Origin of the sequence: Myxococcus sp. CA040A, from assembly GCF_013336725.1 — a bacterium.
In the GTDB taxonomy this organism is placed as follows: domain Bacteria; phylum Myxococcota; class Myxococcia; order Myxococcales; family Myxococcaceae; genus Myxococcus; species Myxococcus llanfairpwllgwyngyllgogerychwyrndrobwllllantysiliogogogochensis.
In genome coordinates this window covers 84,076-102,907 of record NZ_JABUMR010000016.1, presented here as the reverse complement: position 1 = coordinate 102,907, position 18,832 = coordinate 84,076, and the positions used below count along the sequence as shown (strand labels likewise).

Annotated in this window: 17 protein-coding genes; 6 read left to right on the top strand and 11 right to left on the bottom strand. The window is 69.2% G+C overall.

The window, feature by feature from the left end; translation table 11 throughout:
- Positions 1 to 15 precede the first annotated feature (15 nt).
- The 11 genes from HUA75_RS42870 to HUA75_RS42820 form a co-directional block, all read right to left on the bottom strand.
- Positions 16 to 1,296, bottom strand: coding sequence for a hemolysin family protein (locus HUA75_RS42870; RefSeq protein ID WP_141647371.1), 1,281 nt, complete (start codon positions 1,294 to 1,296; stop codon positions 16 to 18).
- A 78-nt stretch (positions 1,297 to 1,374) separates the two neighbouring features.
- Entirely contained in the window at positions 1,375 to 1,758 is a 384-nt protein-coding gene (locus tag HUA75_RS42865) for a response regulator (protein ID WP_141647363.1), read from the bottom strand.
- 95 nt (positions 1,759 to 1,853) lie between these two features.
- Entirely contained in the window at positions 1,854 to 2,705 is an 852-nt protein-coding gene (locus tag HUA75_RS42860) for a metallophosphoesterase (protein ID WP_141647364.1), read from the bottom strand.
- Positions 2,706 to 2,768: 63 nt separating this feature from the next.
- Complete coding sequence (locus HUA75_RS42855) at positions 2,769 to 3,977, bottom strand: ceramide glucosyltransferase (RefSeq protein ID WP_174466498.1); 1,209 nt, start codon at positions 3,975 to 3,977, stop codon at positions 2,769 to 2,771.
- A gap of 135 nt (positions 3,978 to 4,112) precedes the next feature.
- Entirely contained in the window at positions 4,113 to 4,799 is a 687-nt protein-coding gene (gene phoU / locus HUA75_RS42850) for a phosphate signaling complex protein PhoU (protein WP_141647373.1), read from the bottom strand.
- 23 nt (positions 4,800 to 4,822) lie between these two features.
- Entirely contained in the window at positions 4,823 to 5,566 is a 744-nt protein-coding gene (gene pstB, locus HUA75_RS42845; protein ID WP_217440826.1) for a phosphate ABC transporter ATP-binding protein PstB, read from the bottom strand.
- A 53-nt stretch (positions 5,567 to 5,619) separates the two neighbouring features.
- Complete coding sequence (gene pstA / locus HUA75_RS42840; protein ID WP_141647366.1) at positions 5,620 to 6,531, bottom strand: phosphate ABC transporter permease PstA; 912 nt, start codon at positions 6,529 to 6,531, stop codon at positions 5,620 to 5,622.
- Positions 6,528 to 7,517 carry a phosphate ABC transporter permease subunit PstC gene (pstC, locus tag HUA75_RS42835; protein ID WP_254628066.1) on the bottom strand — a complete coding sequence of 330 codons (990 nt, stop codon included), beginning with the start codon at positions 7,515 to 7,517 and terminating at the stop codon, positions 6,528 to 6,530. Before pstC ends, pstA begins: the two co-directional genes overlap by 4 nt.
- 58 nt (positions 7,518 to 7,575) lie before the next feature.
- Positions 7,576 to 8,397 carry a phosphate ABC transporter substrate-binding protein gene (locus HUA75_RS42830; protein WP_141647368.1) on the bottom strand — a complete coding sequence of 274 codons (822 nt, stop codon included), beginning with the start codon at positions 8,395 to 8,397 and terminating at the stop codon, positions 7,576 to 7,578.
- A gap of 48 nt (positions 8,398 to 8,445) precedes the next feature.
- Positions 8,446 to 9,708, bottom strand: a complete 1,263-nt coding sequence (locus HUA75_RS42825; RefSeq protein ID WP_217446536.1) for a porin — start codon at positions 9,706 to 9,708, stop codon at positions 8,446 to 8,448.
- 90 nt (positions 9,709 to 9,798) lie between these two features.
- Complete coding sequence (locus HUA75_RS42820) at positions 9,799 to 10,488, bottom strand: response regulator (RefSeq protein ID WP_174458909.1); 690 nt, start codon at positions 10,486 to 10,488, stop codon at positions 9,799 to 9,801.
- Positions 10,489 to 10,717: 229 nt separating this feature from the next.
- On the opposite strand from HUA75_RS42820, the gene HUA75_RS42815 reads away from it, so the two are divergent.
- From HUA75_RS42815 to HUA75_RS42790, 6 genes are all read left to right on the top strand, one after another.
- Entirely contained in the window at positions 10,718 to 11,254 is a 537-nt protein-coding gene (locus tag HUA75_RS42815; RefSeq protein WP_174489716.1) for a hypothetical protein, read from the top strand.
- Positions 11,255 to 11,624: 370 nt separating this feature from the next.
- The gene (locus HUA75_RS42810; protein ID WP_174489715.1) at positions 11,625 to 13,019 is read left to right on the top strand and encodes a hydroxymethylglutaryl-CoA reductase, degradative; all 1,395 of its coding nucleotides are present in this window, start codon (positions 11,625 to 11,627) and stop codon (positions 13,017 to 13,019) included.
- A 159-nt stretch (positions 13,020 to 13,178) separates the two neighbouring features.
- A complete protein-coding gene (locus HUA75_RS42805; protein WP_141648860.1) occupies positions 13,179 to 14,855 on the top strand; it encodes a PAS domain-containing sensor histidine kinase in 1,677 nt (558 codons plus the stop codon).
- Positions 14,852 to 16,189: a sigma-54 dependent transcriptional regulator gene (locus HUA75_RS42800; RefSeq protein ID WP_141648861.1), complete on the top strand. Its 1,338-nt coding sequence runs from the start codon at positions 14,852 to 14,854 to the stop codon at positions 16,187 to 16,189. The genes HUA75_RS42805 and HUA75_RS42800 overlap by 4 nt, the downstream gene beginning before the upstream one ends.
- 239 nt (positions 16,190 to 16,428) lie before the next feature.
- The gene (locus HUA75_RS42795; RefSeq protein ID WP_174489714.1) at positions 16,429 to 17,967 is read left to right on the top strand and encodes a SulP family inorganic anion transporter; all 1,539 of its coding nucleotides are present in this window, start codon (positions 16,429 to 16,431) and stop codon (positions 17,965 to 17,967) included.
- Positions 17,964 to 18,725, top strand: coding sequence for a carbonic anhydrase (locus tag HUA75_RS42790; RefSeq protein WP_141648863.1), 762 nt, complete (start codon positions 17,964 to 17,966; stop codon positions 18,723 to 18,725). The genes HUA75_RS42795 and HUA75_RS42790 overlap by 4 nt, the downstream gene beginning before the upstream one ends.
- The last annotated feature ends 107 nt before the right edge of the window (positions 18,726 to 18,832 follow it).

Sequence of the window (18,832 nt, the reverse complement as noted above, 5' to 3'; positions counted from 1 at the left end):
GGAGTCCTGCGGTGCTCAGCCCTCCTCGGGCTTGGCCTCCGGAAGGTGGATGCGCACCGAGCGCACGCGCCGGGGCGTCGCCTCCAGGACCTCCAGCTCCAACCCGTCCTTCGTCCGGAGCTTCGTGCCGGGCTCGGGAATCGCGCCGCCCGCCAGCGCGATGGTCAGCCCCGCCACCGTGGAGTAGTCGTCGTCCTCGGTCAGGTCCAGGCCCAGCTCCCGGTTGATGTCCCGGATGGCCGCGCTGCCCTGGACCACCGCCGCCAGGGGGCTTTCGCGCAGCACCAGCTCCTCGGGCGTCTCCGACTCGCTGAGGATGTCGCCCACCAGCTCCTCGACCAGGTCCTCCACCGTCACCAGGCCCACGACGCCGCCGCGCTCGTCCACGATGATGGCCAGCTGCATGCGCCGCCGCTGCAGCTCCTTCAGCGCGTCCATGGCCCGCATCGTCTCCACGAGGAAGAAGGCGGGCCTCACCACGTCCTCCAGGACGATGAGGTGCCCCTCCCAGGCCACCCCGAGCAGGTCCTTGGCGATGACGTAGCCGACGATGTTGTCCATCGTGCCCTCGAACACCGGCATCCGCGAGTGCCCGTGCTCCAGCAGCGTCTGGCGAATCTCCTCCGCGTTCGCGTGGCGGCGCAGCGCGACGATCTGCTCGCGCGTCACCATCAGCTCGCCCACCGTCAGGTCGCCCATCTCGAACGCACGCGCGGCGATCTCCCCGGCGCGCGGGTCCAGGGAGCCCTGCTTCGTGGCCTCCTCCACCAGCGTTTGCAGCTCCTCCGCCGACAGGCGGCTCTCGCTGAAGGTCGTCCGGTCGCCGAACAACCGCAGCACCACGTTGGAGCTGGCGGTGAGGAACCACACCACCGGCCGCATCAGCCACGACAGCCCGTTGAGAGGACGGCCGATGAGCAGCGCGTAGCGCTCCCCGGCCCGCAGCGCGAGCGACTTGGGCACCAGCTCGCCCAGCACCAGCGACAGGTACGACACGACGATGACGACCCCCGCGAGCGCGACTTCGTCCGCGGTCTCCGTCGGAAGCCCGAAGCCCGCGAGCACAGGGGCCAGCCGGTTCGCGATGCTCGCGCCGCCGAAGGCCGCCGCCGTGGCGCCGATCACCGTGATTCCAATCTGCACCGTCGCGAGGAAGCGCTCCGGGTCCTTGCGCAGGGCCTCCACCGCCTTCGCGGAGCCGCTGCCTTGCTCCACCAGTTCCTTCAGCCGCGTGCGGCGCAGGGAGATGACCGCGAGCTCCGCCCCGGCGAACACGCCATTGGCCAGGACGAGCAACAAGATGATGAGCAGCTCCGAAACGATGATGGCCCTCCTCTCAGGAGCCCTCTACCGTAACCCCGGATGCCCGGCCGCTCACTCACCAAGTGACTGCAAGAGGAGAGACAGTTGATCCTGGCTGGCGCCCTTGGGCAGGTAGTAGTGGGGGCCGGACAGCAGGGCATCGCCCACGTCCTGGGCCGCCGCTGACGTGAGGAACACCACGCGGGGCAGGGGACCGCGCGGAAGCCGCGCCACGACCTCCAGGCCGCTCATCCCCGGCATGTTGAGGTCCAGGAGCATGACCTCGTAGCGCTCACCGCGCCGAAGACTGGCCAGGGCCTCGTGGCCATCGGCCGCTTCGGTGGCTTCATACCCCAGATCCTCCAGGCTGAGCCGAAGGAACTCTCTCCAGTCCGCGTCGTCATCGACGACGAGCACCCGTCTCGCGCTTTCTTCATCCGTGTCCAGTCGCGCCAAGCATCCTCCCCGACACGGGAAGAACCTCCCTGCGCACCCTCGACATTCGCTTCCTCGGGAGAAATGGCCCCTGCCTGGAGAGCAGGGGGGCGAGCTCAGAACAGGGCCATGCCCAGCTGCGTCACCAGGTACTGAAGGGCAGGTCGCACATTGTGCCCCGCGGTCCGGGGACGCTCGGGCTGCGTCGAGTGACACCACTGGGGCTCACCGAGCAGGCGGCCGTCCGAGTGTTGGAACAGCCGGAAGCGCCCCAGGTCCGTGGAGCTGCCCGCGTTGAAGACGCGCAGCGGCCGTCCGTGCGCCGTGTCCAGCACCGTCTCGCAGGGCTGGTGACGGTGGCCATGCAGCACCAGGTCGCAACGGCCCTGCACGCGCGCCACCAGCTCCGCGCCCAGCGACAGTTCGGAGGCGTGGGGCCAGCCCATGCGCGTGGCCAGGCGCTCCGGGAAGCTCTCCTCGGGCAGCGGCAGCACGTGGTGATGCACCAGCACCGCCACCAGCGAGTCGCGCGGCGCGGCGTCGAGCGCGGCCTCCACCCGCTCCACCGTGTCGAGCGACAGCTCTCCATGGCTCGCGAAGTAGTTGCGGTTGTGCTCACCCGTGGAGTCCACGCACACGAAGTACACGCCGGGGCGCTCCACCGTGCGGACCTTGAGGCCATCCATCCACGCGCCACCCACGTCCTCGCCAGGACGGTCATGGTTGCCGGGGATGAAGGTGAGCCGTCCGGTGTCCAACAGCGGCGCGAAGATGTCGACGAACCGACGGTACTCCTCGCGCGAGCCCTGGTGCGTCAGGTCTCCGGTCAGCACCACGTGGTCCGCGCGGCTGGCCTGGACGGCCGAGAGCAGCGCTTGCGCGGAGGCATCACTGTCGGGGCTCAGGTCCAGGTGGAGGTCCGAGAGATGAGCCAACGTCCGAAGGGGCATGCGAAGCAAGGTAGGCATTGCTCGCGGCGCCTTCACGTCCGTGCGGTGAAACCGCCGCAAGCGGGATGAAACAGATGTGCATCACCCGGCGACCCACTCGTCCCCCGGGGGGAGGGTGGTGTTCACCGTGGACACCACCGCGCGCGGCGGCAACAGCCGGGTGCCGGGGCCCACGCGAAGGCGCGTGCCACGCCAGTCCACCGTGCGGAAGAACGCGCCGTGCCACCACGCGACGAAGAGCAGCAGGTCCTTGGTGAGCACCGCTGGCGCGGCGCGCCACGACACCGACTGCGGTCGCAGCGCGCGAAACACCGCGAGATCCACCAGCACCTTGCCGAGGACGACCGCCGTCGCCACCTTCACGGCCTCCGGGGTGGGGCTGGCGAGCACGCCCAGGAGGGCCAGCGGAATCGGGTTGAGCAGGGCCTGCGCCAGATAGGTGGGCGGCGTGACGGCCGTCCGGTGGATGACGCTCCAGCGCAGGTAGCGCTGGAAGAAGGCGCGCACGCTCTTGCCCAGCGACACGTTGTAGACCGGGGCGCACGCGACGACGACGCGCCGGCCCAGCTTGCGCGTCACCCACTGGCCGATGACGTAGTCCTCCGCGAGCACGTCGCGCACCGAGTAGAAGCCGCCCAGGGCCTGGACGTCCTCGCGACGCAGCGCCATGGACTTGCCCACGACGATGTCCTGGTCCGCGCAGCGCTTGGCTCCAATCATCCCCGCCGCCGCGCTGGACGTCAGGTAGAGGTTGTCCAGCAGCGAACCGAAGCTCCGCTCGCCGATGCCCGCCACCGGGTGCGTCACGCAGCCCACCGTGGGGTCCGCGAAGCTGGCGGCAATTTCCTCCAGGTAGCCGGGCCCCACGCGCGTGTTGCTGTCGCTGATGACGAACACATCGAACCGGGCCCGGTCCGCCAGGGTGATGAGCTGATTCACTTTCGGATTCAGCCCCGGCGCGCCTTCCTGCAGCTCCAGCCGCATGACGCCGGGCCAGCGGCGCACCGCCTCGCATGCGACCCCGTAGGCCGAGTCGCGGGTGTCCTTCACCCCGAGCACCACCTCGTACTCGCCCGGGTAGTCCAGGTGGGCGAAGTGCTTCAGGTTGGTCTCCAGGTCGTCATCCGTGCCGCACAGCGGCTTGAGGATGGAGATGCCCGGCCACGCCGCGCCCGGAGGCAGGGCCCGGGGCCGCTCCCGGCGATGGCGGAGCACGAGCACGTACTGGATGACGAGCGCGGTGAGGCCGAAGCCGGCGGCGAAGAGCAGGAGGGCGGAAGCAAGCGACATGCGCGGGCAGTCCCCGAGGAGGCGCGCGGTCATCGCGCGACCTGGGTTCCACGCTAGGGGGCTTGAGCGTCAGGCCCGCGGAGCGCTCGCGGCGCCGGGGCCAATTCGACGTGACAGGGAAGTGAAGCGGCCGGGCTAGTCGCCCAGGTTGCGGCTGCGCGGGTGGCGGATGTCCTTGCCCCGCACCATGTAGACGACCATCTCCGCCACGTTCATCGCGTGGTCGCCGATGCGCTCCAGGTGCTTGGCGATGAACATCAGCGCGGTGGCCCGGCGGATGTTCTTCGAGTCCTCCATCATGTACGCGAGCAGCTCGTTGAAGATCTTGAGGAAGAGCGCATCCAGCAGGTCATCCCCCTGGAGCACCACCTCTGCCTTCGCCACGTCGCCGGAGACGAAGGCATCCAGCGAGCGCTTCACCTGCTGCTGCGCCAGCTCCGCCAGCTTCGGCGTGTCCACGTAGGGCGCCAGCGGGGGGACCTGGTTCAAGTCCATGGAGCGCTCGGCGATGTTCACCGCCAGGTCGCCGATGCGCTCCAGGTCGGTGACGATCTTCAGCGCCGTGGTGATGAGGCGCAAGTCACTGGCGGCCGGCTGGCGCAGCGCGAGGATGCGGCGGCACAGCTCGTCGATCTCCACCTCCAGCCGGTTGACGTCCTTGTCCGCGGCGACGACCTTCTCCGCCAGGGCGCTGTCGCGGTCCGTGAGGGCGCGCATGCTCTGGACGATGAGGCCCTCCACCTTGGCGCCCATCGCGAGGAGCTTCTCGCGCAAGTCCCTCAGGTCCTGCTCGAACGCCTTGTCCGTGTGAGTCAACGCCATCGCCGCCAATCCCTTCTCTTCGCTCACCCGAACTTCCCGGTGACGTAGTCCTCGGTGCGCTTCTCGCGCGGGTTGGTGAAAATCTGTTCGGTGGCGCCGCATTCCACCAGTTCACCCATGTAGAAGAAAGCCGTCCTGTCACTCACCCGCGCGGCCTGCTGCATGTTGTGGGTGACGATGGCGATGGTGTACGTCGCCTTCAGCTCGTGGATGAGCTCCTCGATCTTCGCCGTGGCGATGGGGTCCAGGGCGCTCGCGGGCTCGTCCATCAGCAGGACCTGGGGCTCCACGGCCATCGCCCGGGCGATGCACAGCCGCTGCTGCTGGCCGCCGGAAAGGCCCAGGGCGCTCTCGTGCAGCCGGTCCTTCACTTCATCCCAGAGGGCCGCGCCGCGCAGGGACTTCTCCACGCGCTGCTCCAGCGCGGCCTTGTCCTTCATGCCGCCCACGCGCAGGCCGTAGGCCACGTTCTCGAAGATGCTCTTGGGGAACGGGTTGGACTTCTGGAAGACCATGCCCACGCGGCGACGCAGGTCCACCACGTCCACGCTGCGGTCATGGATGTCCATGTCGTCCAGGAGGATGGTGCCCGTGTGGTTGGCGCCCGGAATCAAGTCGTTCATCCGGTTGAGCGCGCGCAGGAAGGTGGACTTGCCGCAGCCGGACGGGCCGATGAGGGCGGTGACGCGCCGGTCCAGGATGGCCAGGGAGACCTTCTGGATGGCCGCCTTCGTGCCGTAGCGCAGGGTCAGCTCGCGCGCCTCCATCTTCGGGCGCGGGGCGTTGGGATTGAGGGACATGGAGGGCGTGTACCGTTGAGTCAGTGGGCGCCCGCGGCCTTGCGGCGCGTGCGGGTCCGGATGATGACCGCGACGAGGTTGAGGGCGAACGTCAACAACAGCAGCACCAGCACCGTCGAGTAGAGCAGCGGGCGCGTGGCCTCCACGTCCGGTGACTGCGTGGCCATCACATACGTGTGGTAACCCAGGTGCATGAACTGGGAGTTGAGGTGGCTGGGCAGGTCCGGGAGGAAGTAGGCCGCGCCCGTGAAGAGGATGGGCGCGACTTCGCCGGCGCCTCGGGAGATGGCCAGCACGGCCCCGGTGAGGATGCCCGGCAGCGCGCCCGGGAGCACCACCCGCCCCAGCGTCTGGGACTGGGTGGCCCCCAAGGCGAGGCTCGCGGTGCGGTGGTCCATGGGGACGGCGCGCAGCGCCTCCTCGGTGGAGACGATGACGACGGGCAGCGTGAGCACCGCCAGCGTCAGCGAGGCCCAGAGGATGCCCGGCTGCGCCCAGTACATCTCCTCGTGGCCGAGCGCACGGTCCATGCCCTGGCCCACGAAGAGGATGAAGAAGCCCAGGCCAAACAGGCCGAAGACGATGGAGGGCACGCCGGCCAGGTTCACCACCGCCACGCGGACGATGCGGGCGAAGAGCGAGTGGGGTGGGGCGTACTCGTGGAGGTACACGGCCGTCAGCACGCCCACCGGCATCACCGCCACGGTCATCAGCAGGGTGAGCGCGGCGGTGCCGAAGATGGCGGGGAAGATGCCGCCGCCCATCATGCCGTCGGAGGGCGGCTGGGAGAGGAAGGTCCAGGTGACGCCGCCCGCCCCATTCTCCACGACGTTGAAGAGGATGATGGCCAGCATCGCGATGATGATGAAGGCCGCGAGGCCGGTGAGTGACGTGAGCGCGAAGCCCACGGCGCGGCGGGTCCCCGGCGTCACGCGGCACCTCCGGTCAGCTTGCGGATGACCCTCTTGGTCCACGTGGAGGCCATGAGGTTGAGCACGAAGGTGAAGATGAAGAGCTGCACGCCGATGAAGAACAGGAGCGAGTAGTGGGGGCTGCCCACCACCACCTCGCCCATCTCCGCGGCGATGGTCGCCGACAGCGAGCGCGCCGAATCCCCCAGGCTCCAGGAGATGACGTCCGCGTTGCCGGAGGCCATGAGGACAATCATCGTCTCGCCAATGGCGCGCCCGAAGCCGAGCACACACGCGGCGAGGATGCCGGGCGCGGCCGCGGGGAGGACGACCTTCCACGCGGTCTCCCAGGGGGTCGCCCCCAGGGCCAGGGAGGCCTCGCGGTAGCTGCGTGGCACGGCGGTGAGCGCGTCTTCCGACACGGTGAAGATGACGGGGACGATGGCGAGCGCCAGGCCCAGGCCGGCCACCATCGCGTTGAGCGGCCGGTCGAAGCCGAGGGCTTCCTTCACCACCGTGGACATCACCATGAGGGCGAAGAAGCCCAGGACGACGGAGGGGATGCCCGCGAGCAGCTCGATGACGGGCTTGAGCAATTCGCGCAGGCGGCGGGGGGCGAACTCCGCGGCGAACAGTGCGCCGAACACGCCCAGCGGGACAGCGACCAGCATGGAGACCGCCGTCGTCTTCAGCGTGCCGACGAACAGCGGAATCATGCTGACCTTGGGAATCTTCGACACCGGCTGCCAGCGGAAGGGCGGCTTGCCCGGGGCCACGTCCTGGGCCAGGAACATCTTGGAGAGGCTGGCCTCGTGGCGGGCCTCCAGCTCCGTGAAGAGCGCGAGGGCTTCCTTGGCCACGAAGATGATGATGAGGATGAGCGCCGCGATGCCGGTGAAGGCCATCAGGGTGATGAACCCCGCGATGACCTTCTCCCGGAGCTGACGCCGCCGCGCCGCCGGTGACAGCGCGGGCGCGATGAGAGGCTGCGTGAGACCCTGCTCCATGATGGCATGTCTATCCATAGTGGCTCGGGCCCCTGGTGACATTCGTGTGACGGAAGGCTCACTTCACCGGGAAGTAGCCGACCTTGGTGACAACGGCCTGTCCTTCGGGTGACAGCGCGAAGTCGATGAACGTCTTGGCATCCCCGGAGGGCTTGTTGCGCAGGTAGAAATACAGGTCGCGCGACAGCGGGTACTTGCCCGTCTTGATGTTCTCCGCCGTGGGGGCGATGTCCTCGTTGCCCTTCTTGATCTTCAGCTCCTTGATGCCCTTGGCATACGCGGCGCCGCCGTAGCCGATGCTGTTCTTCTCCTTGGAAACGGCGTTCACCACCGCGGCGGTGCCGGGCAGCGTCTGGGCGGAGGCCGCGTAGTCCTCGCCATCCAGGACGTGGTCCTTGACGAAGACGTAGGTGCCCGAGGAGTTCTCGCGGGAGTAGATGATGATGGGCGCGTCGGGGCCGCCCAGCTGCTTCCAGTTGGTGACATCCCCCACGTAGATGCTGCGCAGCTGCTCCACGGTGAGCGCCGTCACGGGGTTGCCCTCGTTGACGTAGAAGGTGACGCCGTCCTTGGCCACGGGGATTTCCACGCCCGTGGAGTTGTAGCGGGCGCGCAGCTTCTGCTTCTCCGCGTCCTTGATTTCACGGCTGGACATGGCGATCTCCGTGGTGCCGTTCTGGAGCGCCGCCAGCCCCACGCCGGAGCCGCCGCCAGTGACTTGCACCTTGGTGGCGGGTGTCTTCTTCATGAACTCCTCGGCCCATCGCTGCCCGAGGATGACCATGGTGTCGGAGCCCTTCACGGTGACGTTGCCCGCATGGGCGGAGAGCGGGAGGGCGAGCATCAGCCCGATGACCAGTGAACCGAAAATTGCCTTCATGGCGGATTCAGCTCCAGCGAAGTGGTGGTGTTGGAAGGAAGGTAGGGCCTAGTAGCGGGCCTGCATCTGAAGCGTGAAAAGGTTGTCGTGCGGGTCCTTGGCGTCGTCCGGATGGGCCGTCATGGGCATCTCGTACGCCGCGGTGACCTTGAGGTTCTCCCCGAAGTAGTGGAGGACGGCGACGGCCAGGGTGCCCACCGAGTTGGTGCTCGCGGGACGTCCCTCTGACGCGCTGTTCTTGCGTCCATTCTCCGGGTCGAAGAAGTCGTAGCGGATGGCCACCGCGTCCGACACACCCACGTTCTGGACAATCAGGCCGTACCAGCCGCTGGCGGGGATGCCGGGCTGCTCCACCTTCACGTCGCCGGAGCTCTTCCAGTACGACCTGCCGGTGATGTACTCGCCCTTGATGGCCGTGGCGCCCAGGGGGAGGAGGTCCAGGTAGAGCTGCGCGTCCAGCGCCACGCGGTCTCTCGTGTGCGCCTTGCGGAAGGTGTCCGAGGGGCCCTTGGTGATGGTGTGGCCGTACCAGCCGGAGACGCCTCCGGACAGCCAGCCCAGGTCGAAGCCCGCGCGGCCGATGACGTCCTTCTCCTTGTCGTTGTCCACGCCGACGGAGCCCTGGTTGAAGATGCCGTCGCCGTCGAAGAGGCCCGCTGCGACGTTGACCTTCCCCTCGAGGAAGGTGCCGGCGAACTTGACGCCGCGGTCCCGCTCGTCGGGCAGGAAGGCGCGCACGACGCGGGTGCGCTCGGGAATCTCGCGGTCGGCGGAGGACTGCACGGCCTCGTAGCCGAAGGGCCACTTCATCTGGCCCAGGGTGAGGCCGGCCTGTTGGTGGGTGCCAGGGATGAAGAGGGTGGCCTCGGCGTCGCGCACGGTGACGAACGGGGCGGTGGGCACCGCGTCGATCTGCAGCATCATCTGCGCCCAGTCCGTGGTGTAGGTCGTCTTGATGCGGCCCCGGCGCACGGCGAAGCGGCTGAAGCCGCCCGTGCCGGTGTCGTCCAGGCTCTGCTGGTACTGGTAGCGGCCCTGGACGTAGCCGGAAATCTTCAGCTTCTTGAGGGAGAGCAGGTCGTTCTTCGTCTCGGTGTTCTGCTCCTCCAGGGCGGCGACCTTGCCCTCGGCGGTCGTCATCCGCTCGTCCAGGTCCGCGTCGGCGGGCGCGGCGTCCGCGGGGGGCGCCTCCGGGCTGTCGGACGCGGGGGCCTGGGTGGCGGGCTTTTCGGCGGGCACGGCCGGCGTCTGGGCCCCGGCCATGGCCGGGCTCAGGGCGAGGGTGAGGACCGCGGTGGCGAGTTGACGCATCGGGAAGGGTTTCGAGAGGGTCACGAAACTGGCTTCTAGGTAACGCGCGTGGCCGTTTCAGGTCCGTTGTGTGACATCGGTGTCACGAAGTCAGTGGGTCGGGTCGACGATGCGGTAGCCGACCCCGCGCACCGTCTCCAGCAGGGTGCGCGCCGGGCCCAGCTTGTCGCGCAGGCGCATGACGTGGGTGTCGATGGTGCGCGTCTCCAGCGAGGAGGACAGACCCCAGACCTCCTCCAGGAGCTGCTCGCGCGTCTGGACCCGGCCCGTGCGCGTCATGAGGTGCCCCAGCAGGCGGAACTCCAGTGCGGTGAGGGGGACCTCCTTTTCCTCGACGTAGAAGCGGTGCGCGGACAGGTCCAGCTTGAGGGCGCCCAGGGCGAGGGGCGCGGCCTGGGGCTCCTGGGGCGTGCCTCCGCGACGCAGGATGGCCTTGAGGCGCAGCACCAGCTCCCGCACGCTGAAGGGCTTGACGACGTAGTCATCCGCGCCGACCTCGAAGCCGCGGATGCGGTCGGTCTCCTCGCCCTTAGCGGTGAGCATGACGATGAGGATTTCGCGGGACTGGGCTCCGGCGCGAAGCTGCCGGCAGACGTCGATGCCAGACATGTCGGGGAGCATCAGGTCCAGCAGGACGAGCTCGGGCGGACGCTCGCGAGCGGCGATGAGCGCCGTCTCGCCCGTCGCGGCGAGCTGGGTGGAGAAGCCGGCATCGCGCAGGTTGAAGTCGATGAGGTGGGCGAGATCGGGTTCGTCGTCGACGATGAGGACGTGGGCCATGGCGGGCCGGAGTCTGCGCGTCTCGATTTTCATGCACGTGACGCATTTGCAACGATTGTGTGATGGCGACCGGTGGGAGGACAGGCGAGCGGCTCACTCGCGCCTCCGAGCATGTCTGGGTGGAAACTGACAGCGTCCCCCCACCGAGGGGCCCCTCGCACGCTCGCGGCGGAGCGTTACCTGTTCATGTCCTTCGGCCTTTTGTCGGAGGTCCTGTCCAGGAGCCCGCATGTCCCCCGACTCACGCCGGTTCATGTCTCGCCTGTGTTTGCTGCTGCTGTCCGTCTGGAGCACCGCCGCGCTGGCGACCGAGGAGTACCTGCAGCTGGCCACCTGCCTGGGTCCCCAACAGCAGACCTATTCGCCGGCCCTGAAGCTGTTGCCCCGGCAGACCTATTTCAGCGCGGAGGCCACGCTGAATGTGTGCGTGACGCTGGACCCCGCGCTCAGCTCGGCCCGCTTCCAGGTCGCCGGCGGAGGGGTCGCGAGCTGTACGCTCGCGTCGCTCCAGAGCCGAATCGTGCTCGAGTGGAACACGGGGGAGACGAGCATCATCGACATGTCGTCTCCGCTGGACCTCAAGCCCCTGGGCCAGACGGTGGTGCCCTCCTACGGCACGGTGATATCCGGCAGGTTCGAGGGCGCCCTCGTCGTCTCCGTGCTGGAGCTGACCCCCAATGACCTGGCCCTGCTCAAATGCCTGACGACGGGAGTCACCGAGTCCTCGGGGCTGATCAGCATGACCTTCCTCCAGCTGTTGCCCTGAGGCGTCAGCCCGGCCTCGTACGAGCCCAGGGGCTTCGTCGTCCCTGCGGGCGAGCGGCGCGTGAGACATCCATGAAAGTCAGACATGGTTCGCGTGCTGCGGGCGCGAGGTGCGGGCTGTTTTCGGGGCGGGGCGGAGGTTCGAGGTGTTTCGATGTCTGGAATGTGAGGCGTCCTCTCGTGAGACTCGCCAGGTCCTCCGGGGCAAAGCCCGTTGTGCCTTGGTGCTAGCTGTCTGTGGGTTGGCCGACCTCGTTTCCCGTGAAGTGTCCACGGGGCAACACAAGCCCCAGGGGGATGAGGATGTGTCATATTGCCCATGGGTTGCTCATGACTCATTTGAGAGGGATTGTGTCGATGTGAGGTGATTGATGGCTGAGAAGCTGGTGGATACCCAAGGCGCCCGTGGGAATGAGTCAAATCAGTCGGTGTTTTCCGGCTTTCAACACCTGTCGTTGGAGGAGCGGCGCGAGCGTCTCGGTGAGGGGCTGGGACTGGACGCGGAGCTCCTGGATGGACTCACCGGCGTGCAGGGGCTGCGGATGGAGTCCGCCCTGGCGATGGTGGAGAACGCGGTGGGGCTCTTCAGTCTGCCCTTGGGGCTGGGGCTCCACCTGAAGGTCAACGGGCGGGACTACACGGTGCCCATGGTGGTGGAGGAGCCGTCGGTCATCGCGGCCGCGTCCTTCGCCGCGAAGCTGGTGGGCGCGGCGGGCGGGTTCGTCGCGGAGGCGGACCCATCCCTGATGATTGGTCAAATCCAGTTGGCGCGCTTCGGGCCGCCGAGCTTCGCCATGGCGCGCATCCTGGAGGCGCGCACGGAGCTGCTGGCGCTGGCCAACAGCCTGCATCCGCAGTTGGAGCGCCGAGGTGGCGGGGCCCGGGACGTGGAGGTGCGGCTCCTGCCCCCTCCCGAGGGGCCCGGCATGGAGCCGCTGCTGGTGGTGCACGTGCTCGTCGACACGCAGGAGGCGATGGGCGCCAACCTGGTCAACACGATGATGGAGGGCCTGGCCCCGCGCATCGAGCAGCTCACGGGTGGCAAGGTCTACCTGCGCATCCTCTCCAACCTGTCGGACCGGCGGCTGGCCCGGGCGCGCTGCTCCATTCCCGAGCGGGCCCTGGCGGACTTCGGGCTGAGCGGCGGGGAGATCGCCGAGGGCGTCGTCCAGGCGAGCCGCTTCGCGCTGGCGGACCCGTACCGCGCGGCGACGCACAACAAGGGCATCATGAATGGCATCGACGCGCTGGCGCTCGCCACCGGGCAGGACTGGCGCGCCATCGAGGCGGGGGCGCATGCCTTCGCGGCCCGCGGGGGACGGTATGGCCCGCTGTCGGTGTGGCGCAGGGAAGGGGGCCACCTGCTGGGAGAAATCCAGCTGCCGCTGGCGCTGGGCACGGTGGGGGGCTCGATGCTGGCGCATCCCGGAGTCCAGGCCTCGTTCAAGATGCTGGGACAGCCCTCCGCGCGGGAGCTGGCCTGCATCTTCGCCTCACTGGGGCTCGCGCAGAACCTGGCGGCGATTCGCGCGCTGGGCTCGGTGGGCATCCAGCGCGGCCACATGGCGCTGCACGCGCGCACCGTGGCGTCGAGTGTCGGCGCGCCACCGGAGTGGGTGGAGGCCATCGCCGCGCTGCTCGTCCAGGAGGGTGAGGTGAAGGTGGACCGGGCCCGGCAGGTGCTGGACCGGATGCGCGGCGGCGGCGAGTCCGTGACGCTCACGCCCTCCGCGCTGCGCACCGGGCTCCAGGACGAAATCGAATAGGCCCCAGGCTTCACGCCCTCCACGTCGACGAGCAAGGGGAAGGGCGCGCCGAGTGCGCGGTGTCCTTCCCCTTCTCCCCGCGTGGAGGAACCGGGACCTGTCGCGTGTTCTGGTTCCCACCCGCCCGAGGGCTGTGCAACAACGGCGGGGTGAGCCCCCATGACTCCGCCTGACTCGCACTCCTCGCCGCCCAACACTCCGCCCCTGCGCACCTTGCCGGTGCCCACGCTGACTCCCACGCCGGGCGAGCTGGCGCATGCGCAGAAGCGGGGCGGCCGCTCGGCGCTGCTCGGGTTGGGGCTGGTGGGAGTCGTGGCGTTGACGAGTCCCGTGCTCGGCTACCTGGAGGACGTGGGCAACGCGCGCGAGGAGCTGCTGGGGCACCTGTCGAACCAGGCCCGTGTCCAGGCGGACGCGCTGGGGGTCCACCTGCTGCTGCTGGAGGCGGAGCTCGCGCGCGTCGCCGGGCACCCCACGCTCTTTCCGGAGGACGGGGCGTCCCCCGCGGAGCAGGCCCTGCTCGACAGCGCCTTCTACCACTCGTCGCTGTTCTCGGAGGGCGTGGCCCTGCTCGGTCCCCGAGGCGAGCGTGTGTGGAGCGACCCTCCCGGCATGTCGCTGGGCGCGTCGCCCATCACCGCGCGCCCCTGGTTCCAGCGGATGGTGGAGCGCAAGGCGCCGGCCATCGACCTGTTGGAGGGCGAGGGGGGGCCGCTCGTCGTCGCCGTGCCGATGATCAAGGAGGGCCAGCTCAAGGGCGTGCTGCTCGGTGAGGTGCGCACGGAGGCGCTGCCCACGCGCTCCACGGAGGAGACGGCGCTGTTCCTGATGGATGCGCGCGGACGGCTCCTGCTGCCCTCGTCGCCCTTCTCGCACCAGGAGGACTTCTCTGGAGCGCTGCGCTCGCTGGCGAAGGCGCCGGGGCCGTTGATGTTGGAGGGGAACCGGTTGATGGGCGCGGCGGCGTGGGTGGGACGCAGCGAGCTGTTGCTCGTGGTGCTCGAGGACGAGGAGTCAGCCACGGCCGGACTGCGCTCGCGTTTCCTGCGACAGCTCGCCTTCCACATCGCGCTGCTCACCTGCACCCTCGGTCTGTTCCTCGTCCTGCTGCGGCATTCCTACCGCTCGTTGCTCGCGGCGGAGGAGCGGCTGCGCCGTCAGGAGACGATGGCCGCGCTGGGCACCGCCGCCGCGCTCATCGCCCACGAGGTGAAGAACGCGCTCAACGGCATCCAGGCCGCGCTGTCCGTGCTGCGCACGACGCCCGCGGGCAGCGAATTGCCGGTGCGGGGCCTGCGCTCCCAGGTGGAGCGGCTGGGGCACCTGGCCCGCTCGCTGCTGTCGTTCGGCGCGCCCCGTGCCGCGATGCGGCGAAGCTGCGAGGTGCACCTGTTGGTGGAGGAGGCACTTCAGGCGGTGCGCATGCTGCCCGAGTCGGAGGAGGTGGAGCTGCGCACGTCGCTGGAGGAGAACCTGACCGTCCAGGGTGACGCGGCGCTCCTGGTGTCGGCCATCGACAACCTGGTGCGCAACGCGGTGGAGGCGGGCGCGGTGGCGAAGGACACGGGCCTGCGCCCCTCGCCCTGGGTGGCGGTGAACCTGTCGCGGGATGGCGATGCGGCGCTGCTGGTGGTGGAGGACAACGCGGGCGGCGTGGACCCCCGGCTCGAGCCCCGGCTGTGGGAGCCGTTCGCCACCGGCCGCGCGAAAGGCGTGGGCCTGGGGTTGCCCATGGCGCGGACGTCCGTGGAGGCGCATGGTGGAAGCCTGACCTATACCCGCCGTCCACAGGGCAGCCTCTTCACGCTGCGGTTGCCGCTGGAGCGCACTTCATGAGCATCCATCTGCTGTTGGTGGACGACGACCGGACCTTCGCCTCGCTGGCGGCCACCGTGCTGCGTCACGAGGGCTTCCGGGTGACGCTGGCGCATTCGCTCCACGACGCGCGCGCCGCGCTCGCCCGGCAGGCGCCCGAGGTCGTCGTGTTGGACCGCCGCCTGCCGGATGGAGACGGCATCCACCTCTTGCCGGAGCTGCGCGCGCAGTTCCCGGACACGGCGGTGATGATGGTGACGGCGCACGGCGACATCGCCAGCGCGGTGGACGCCATCAAGCAGGGCGCGCGCGACTACCTGTCCAAGCCGGTGGAACTCGACGACCTCGTCCTGCGCGCGCGCCGCGCCGCCGCGGACCTCCAGCTCCACGAGCGGCTGCGTCAGGCCGAGAGCGAGCTGGGGGGCCGGCGTCGGCTCTTGCGTCCGCGCGCCCCGGCGATGGTGGCCGCGCTCCAGATGATTGAGCGCATCGCCACCGCGCCCCGAAGTCCGGTGCTCATCACCGGCGAGACGGGCGCGGGCAAGGAGGTGCTCGCGCGGCACCTGCACAACGTGCAGGGCAACCAGGGCCCCTTCGTCCACGTCAACTGCGCCGCGCTGCCCTCCGCGCTGGTGGAGAGCGAGCTGTTCGGCCACGAGCGGGGCGCCTTCACCGACGCTCGCGCGGCCCGGCGAGGGCTGGTGGAGGTGGCCGACGGCGGCATCCTCTTCCTCGACGAGATTGGCGAGCTGCCGCTCAGCCTCCAAGCCAAGCTGCTCACCTTCCTGGACCAGGGCGCCTTCCGGCGGCTGGGTGGGACGACGGAGCTGACGAGCAACGCCCGCGTGGTGACGGCCACCAACCGCGACCTCACGCGCGAGGTGGCGGAGAGCCGCTTCCGAGAGGACCTGTACTTCCGCCTGAGCGTCTTCCGCGTGGAGATTCCCCCGCTGCGCCAGCGCCGCGAGGACGTGCTGCCGCTGGCGGAGTCACTGCTGGTGGAGCTGTGCGCGGAGCTGGGGCGCAGGCCCGTGGACTTCTCCAGCGCCGCGAGGGCGCGCCTGGAGCGCTACCCGTTTCCGGGCAACGTGCGCGAGCTGCGCAACGTGCTGGAGCGCGCGCTGGTGCTCGAGCCGGGACCCGCGCTGGAGCTCCAGGCGCTGGAGCCGCGAGGCCCGCTGGGGCCCGCGGCCACGGACCCGGACGCCTTCGTGGTGTCGGGCACGCGCTCGCTCGACGAGGTGGAGCGCCTGTACGTGAAGCATGTCCTCGGCCGCCTGGACGGCCGGCGGATGGAAGCCGCGAAGGCGCTCGGGCTGTCCTACCCCACGTTCCTCCGCAAGCTCGAGGAGTGAGCCCCAGGGCGTCGGGACGTCTCCTCCGACGTGCCAGGCCGGCGCTTCAAGTTCCTTGCTCAAGTTTCTTGAAGTCCGGCGCGGGCACTTGAAGTTCCTTTCATCGCCCGCCTGCTCCCGGGCGCCGCATTCCCTTGTGAAATCGCCCGTTTAGGTCGTGGCACGGGCGTTGCCATGACGCACCGCGAGACTCAGCGTGCGCCACCGTGGGGTGGCGTCTTCTCGTGGAGGTGTGTGGCATGACGACGAGTGATGGGAACGCTGGCTCGGCCTGGAAGAATCTGGCCGCTGACCTGCCCGCTTCCCTGGTGGTTTTCCTGGTGGCGCTGCCCCTGTGCATGGGCATCGCGTTGGCTTCAGGTGCGCCCATCGTCTCGGGCCTCATCGCCGGCGTGGTGGGTGGCGTGGTGGTGGGCCTGTTGGGAGGTGCGCCGCTTCAAGTCAGCGGCCCCGCCGCGGGCCTGGCGGTGATGGTGTTCGGGTTCATCCAGACCATGGGTCTGGCGATGACGTGCGCCGCGGTGGCCGTGGCGGGCGTGGTGCAGATGATTTTCGGTGGGCTCAAGGTGGCGCGCGCGGCGCTGGCCATCTCGCCCGCGGTGATTCACGGGATGCTGGCTGGTATCGGCATCCTCATCGTGCTGGGGCAGGTCCACATCGTCCTGGGTGGCAGCCCCCAGTCGAGCGCCTGGCAGAACATCAAGGAGCTGCCGGAGCAGATCCTCGGCCTGCATGGCCCGGCCGCGGTGCTGGGCCTGGCCACCATCGGGTTGATGGTGGTGTGGCCTCTGTTGGCCAAGGGCAAGCTGAAGCTCGTGCCGGCGCCGCTGGTGGCGGTGGTGGGAGCGACGGCGGCGTCGGTGCTCTGGGGCGCGGACGTGTCGCGCGTGGAGCTGCCGGCCAACGTGTTCAGCAGCATGCAGCTTCCGGCGATTCCCACCGGCAACTGGGGTCAATTCGTAGCGGCCGTGCTGTCGCTGGCGCTGGTGGCGAGCGCGGAGTCGCTGTTGTCGGCGGTGGCCACGGACAAGATGCACACGGGGCCCCGGGCCAACCTGGACAAGGAGCTGTTCGCGCAGGGCGTGGCGAACACGGTGTCCGGGCTCGTGGGTGGCCTGCCCATCACCGGCGTCATCGTGCGCAGCGCGGCGAACATCGCGGCGGGCGCGAAGTCACGTTGGTCCGCGGTCATCCACGGCGGGTTGCTGCTGCTCTTCGTCACCACGCTCGGCTCGGTGGCGGGCCTGGTGCCGCTGACGGTGCTGGCGGGTCTGCTCGTCGTCGTCGGCACCAAGCTGGTGAACCTGCACCACATCCGCGAGCTGCAGAAGCGCGGCGAGGTGCTCGTCTACGCGGTGACGGTGGCGGGCGTCGTCGGCATCAACCTGCTGGCGGGCATTGGTCTGGGATTGCTGGTGGCCATGCTGCGGTTGCTGTGGCGGTTGGGCAGCGTGAAGGTGGACGTCAAGCAGGCTCACGGGGAGTTCCTCGTGCAGGTGTCGGGCTCGCTCACCTTCGTGGGTGTGCCCCGCCTCTCCACGGCGCTGGCGCAGGTGCCCGCGGGGTCCAAGGTTCGCGTGGACCTGACCGTGGACACGTTGGACCACTCGGGTTTCGAGGCCATCGAAAGCTGGAGTGACACGCATCGCAAGACGGGCGGCTCGGTGGTCATGGAGTCGCTCGAAGAGGTCTGGGTCCGCAGCGGTACGAGCCGGTCCAGTCCTGTCCTGGGTTCGCAGGTTTCCACCAACACTCTCGCGTCTGAAGGTGCCCCATGAAGAAGCTCATCCGTGGTCTGCTGGACTTCCAGCTCAAGGGTCGGCCCGCCTATCGCGAAGTGTTCGCCCGTCTGGCGCAGGGTCAGTCCCCGGACTGCATCTTCATCTCCTGCTCGGACAGCCGGCTGGTGCCGAACCTGCTTGTGACGACGGACCCGGGCGACCTGTTCGTGGTTCGCAACGTGGGCAACCTGGTGCCGCCGTCGGATGCCCACGGCGTCTCCACGGGGGACCAGTCCGAGCCCGCGGCGCTCGAGTTCGGTCTGAGCAACCTGGAGGTGGAGGACGTGGTCGTCTGCGGCCACTCCAGCTGCGGCGCGATGAAGGCGCTGCTCGCCGGAGGCCAGGTGCCGGGCGCGCCCAACCTCCAGCGCTGGCTGGAGCATGGCCAGCAGGCGCTGCGCACCCTCAAGGAGGGCACCACGGTGGGCGAGGGCCTGCCTGAGTACGACCGGCTCTCGCAGCTCAACGTGCTCCAGCAGCTCCAGCACGTGTCGTCGTACCCGGTGGTGAAGGAGCGCATCGCCGCCGGCAAGCTGCGGCTGCACGGGTGGTGGTTCGACATCGCCAACGCGCAGGTTCACGTCTGGCGTCCGACGCACGGCCGCTTCATCCCCATGACGGAGCTGGTGGGGGAGGCGCTCTTGCGCGAGCTCGGCGGCGACCCGCTCTTCCCGGGCGAGGGTCGGGCGGCGAACCAGGAGGGGCCCGGCGGCGAGGGTGTCGCCCGGATTCTCTCCGTGGCCGCCGGCCACTGAGCCTGGGGCCTCTCGTAGCAGGCAGGCAAGGGGGCATGGCCCACATGGGGCCGTGACTCCTGATTGGAAATCGGACGCTGGAGAGGAAGGATGCGGCCTGGCTCCGC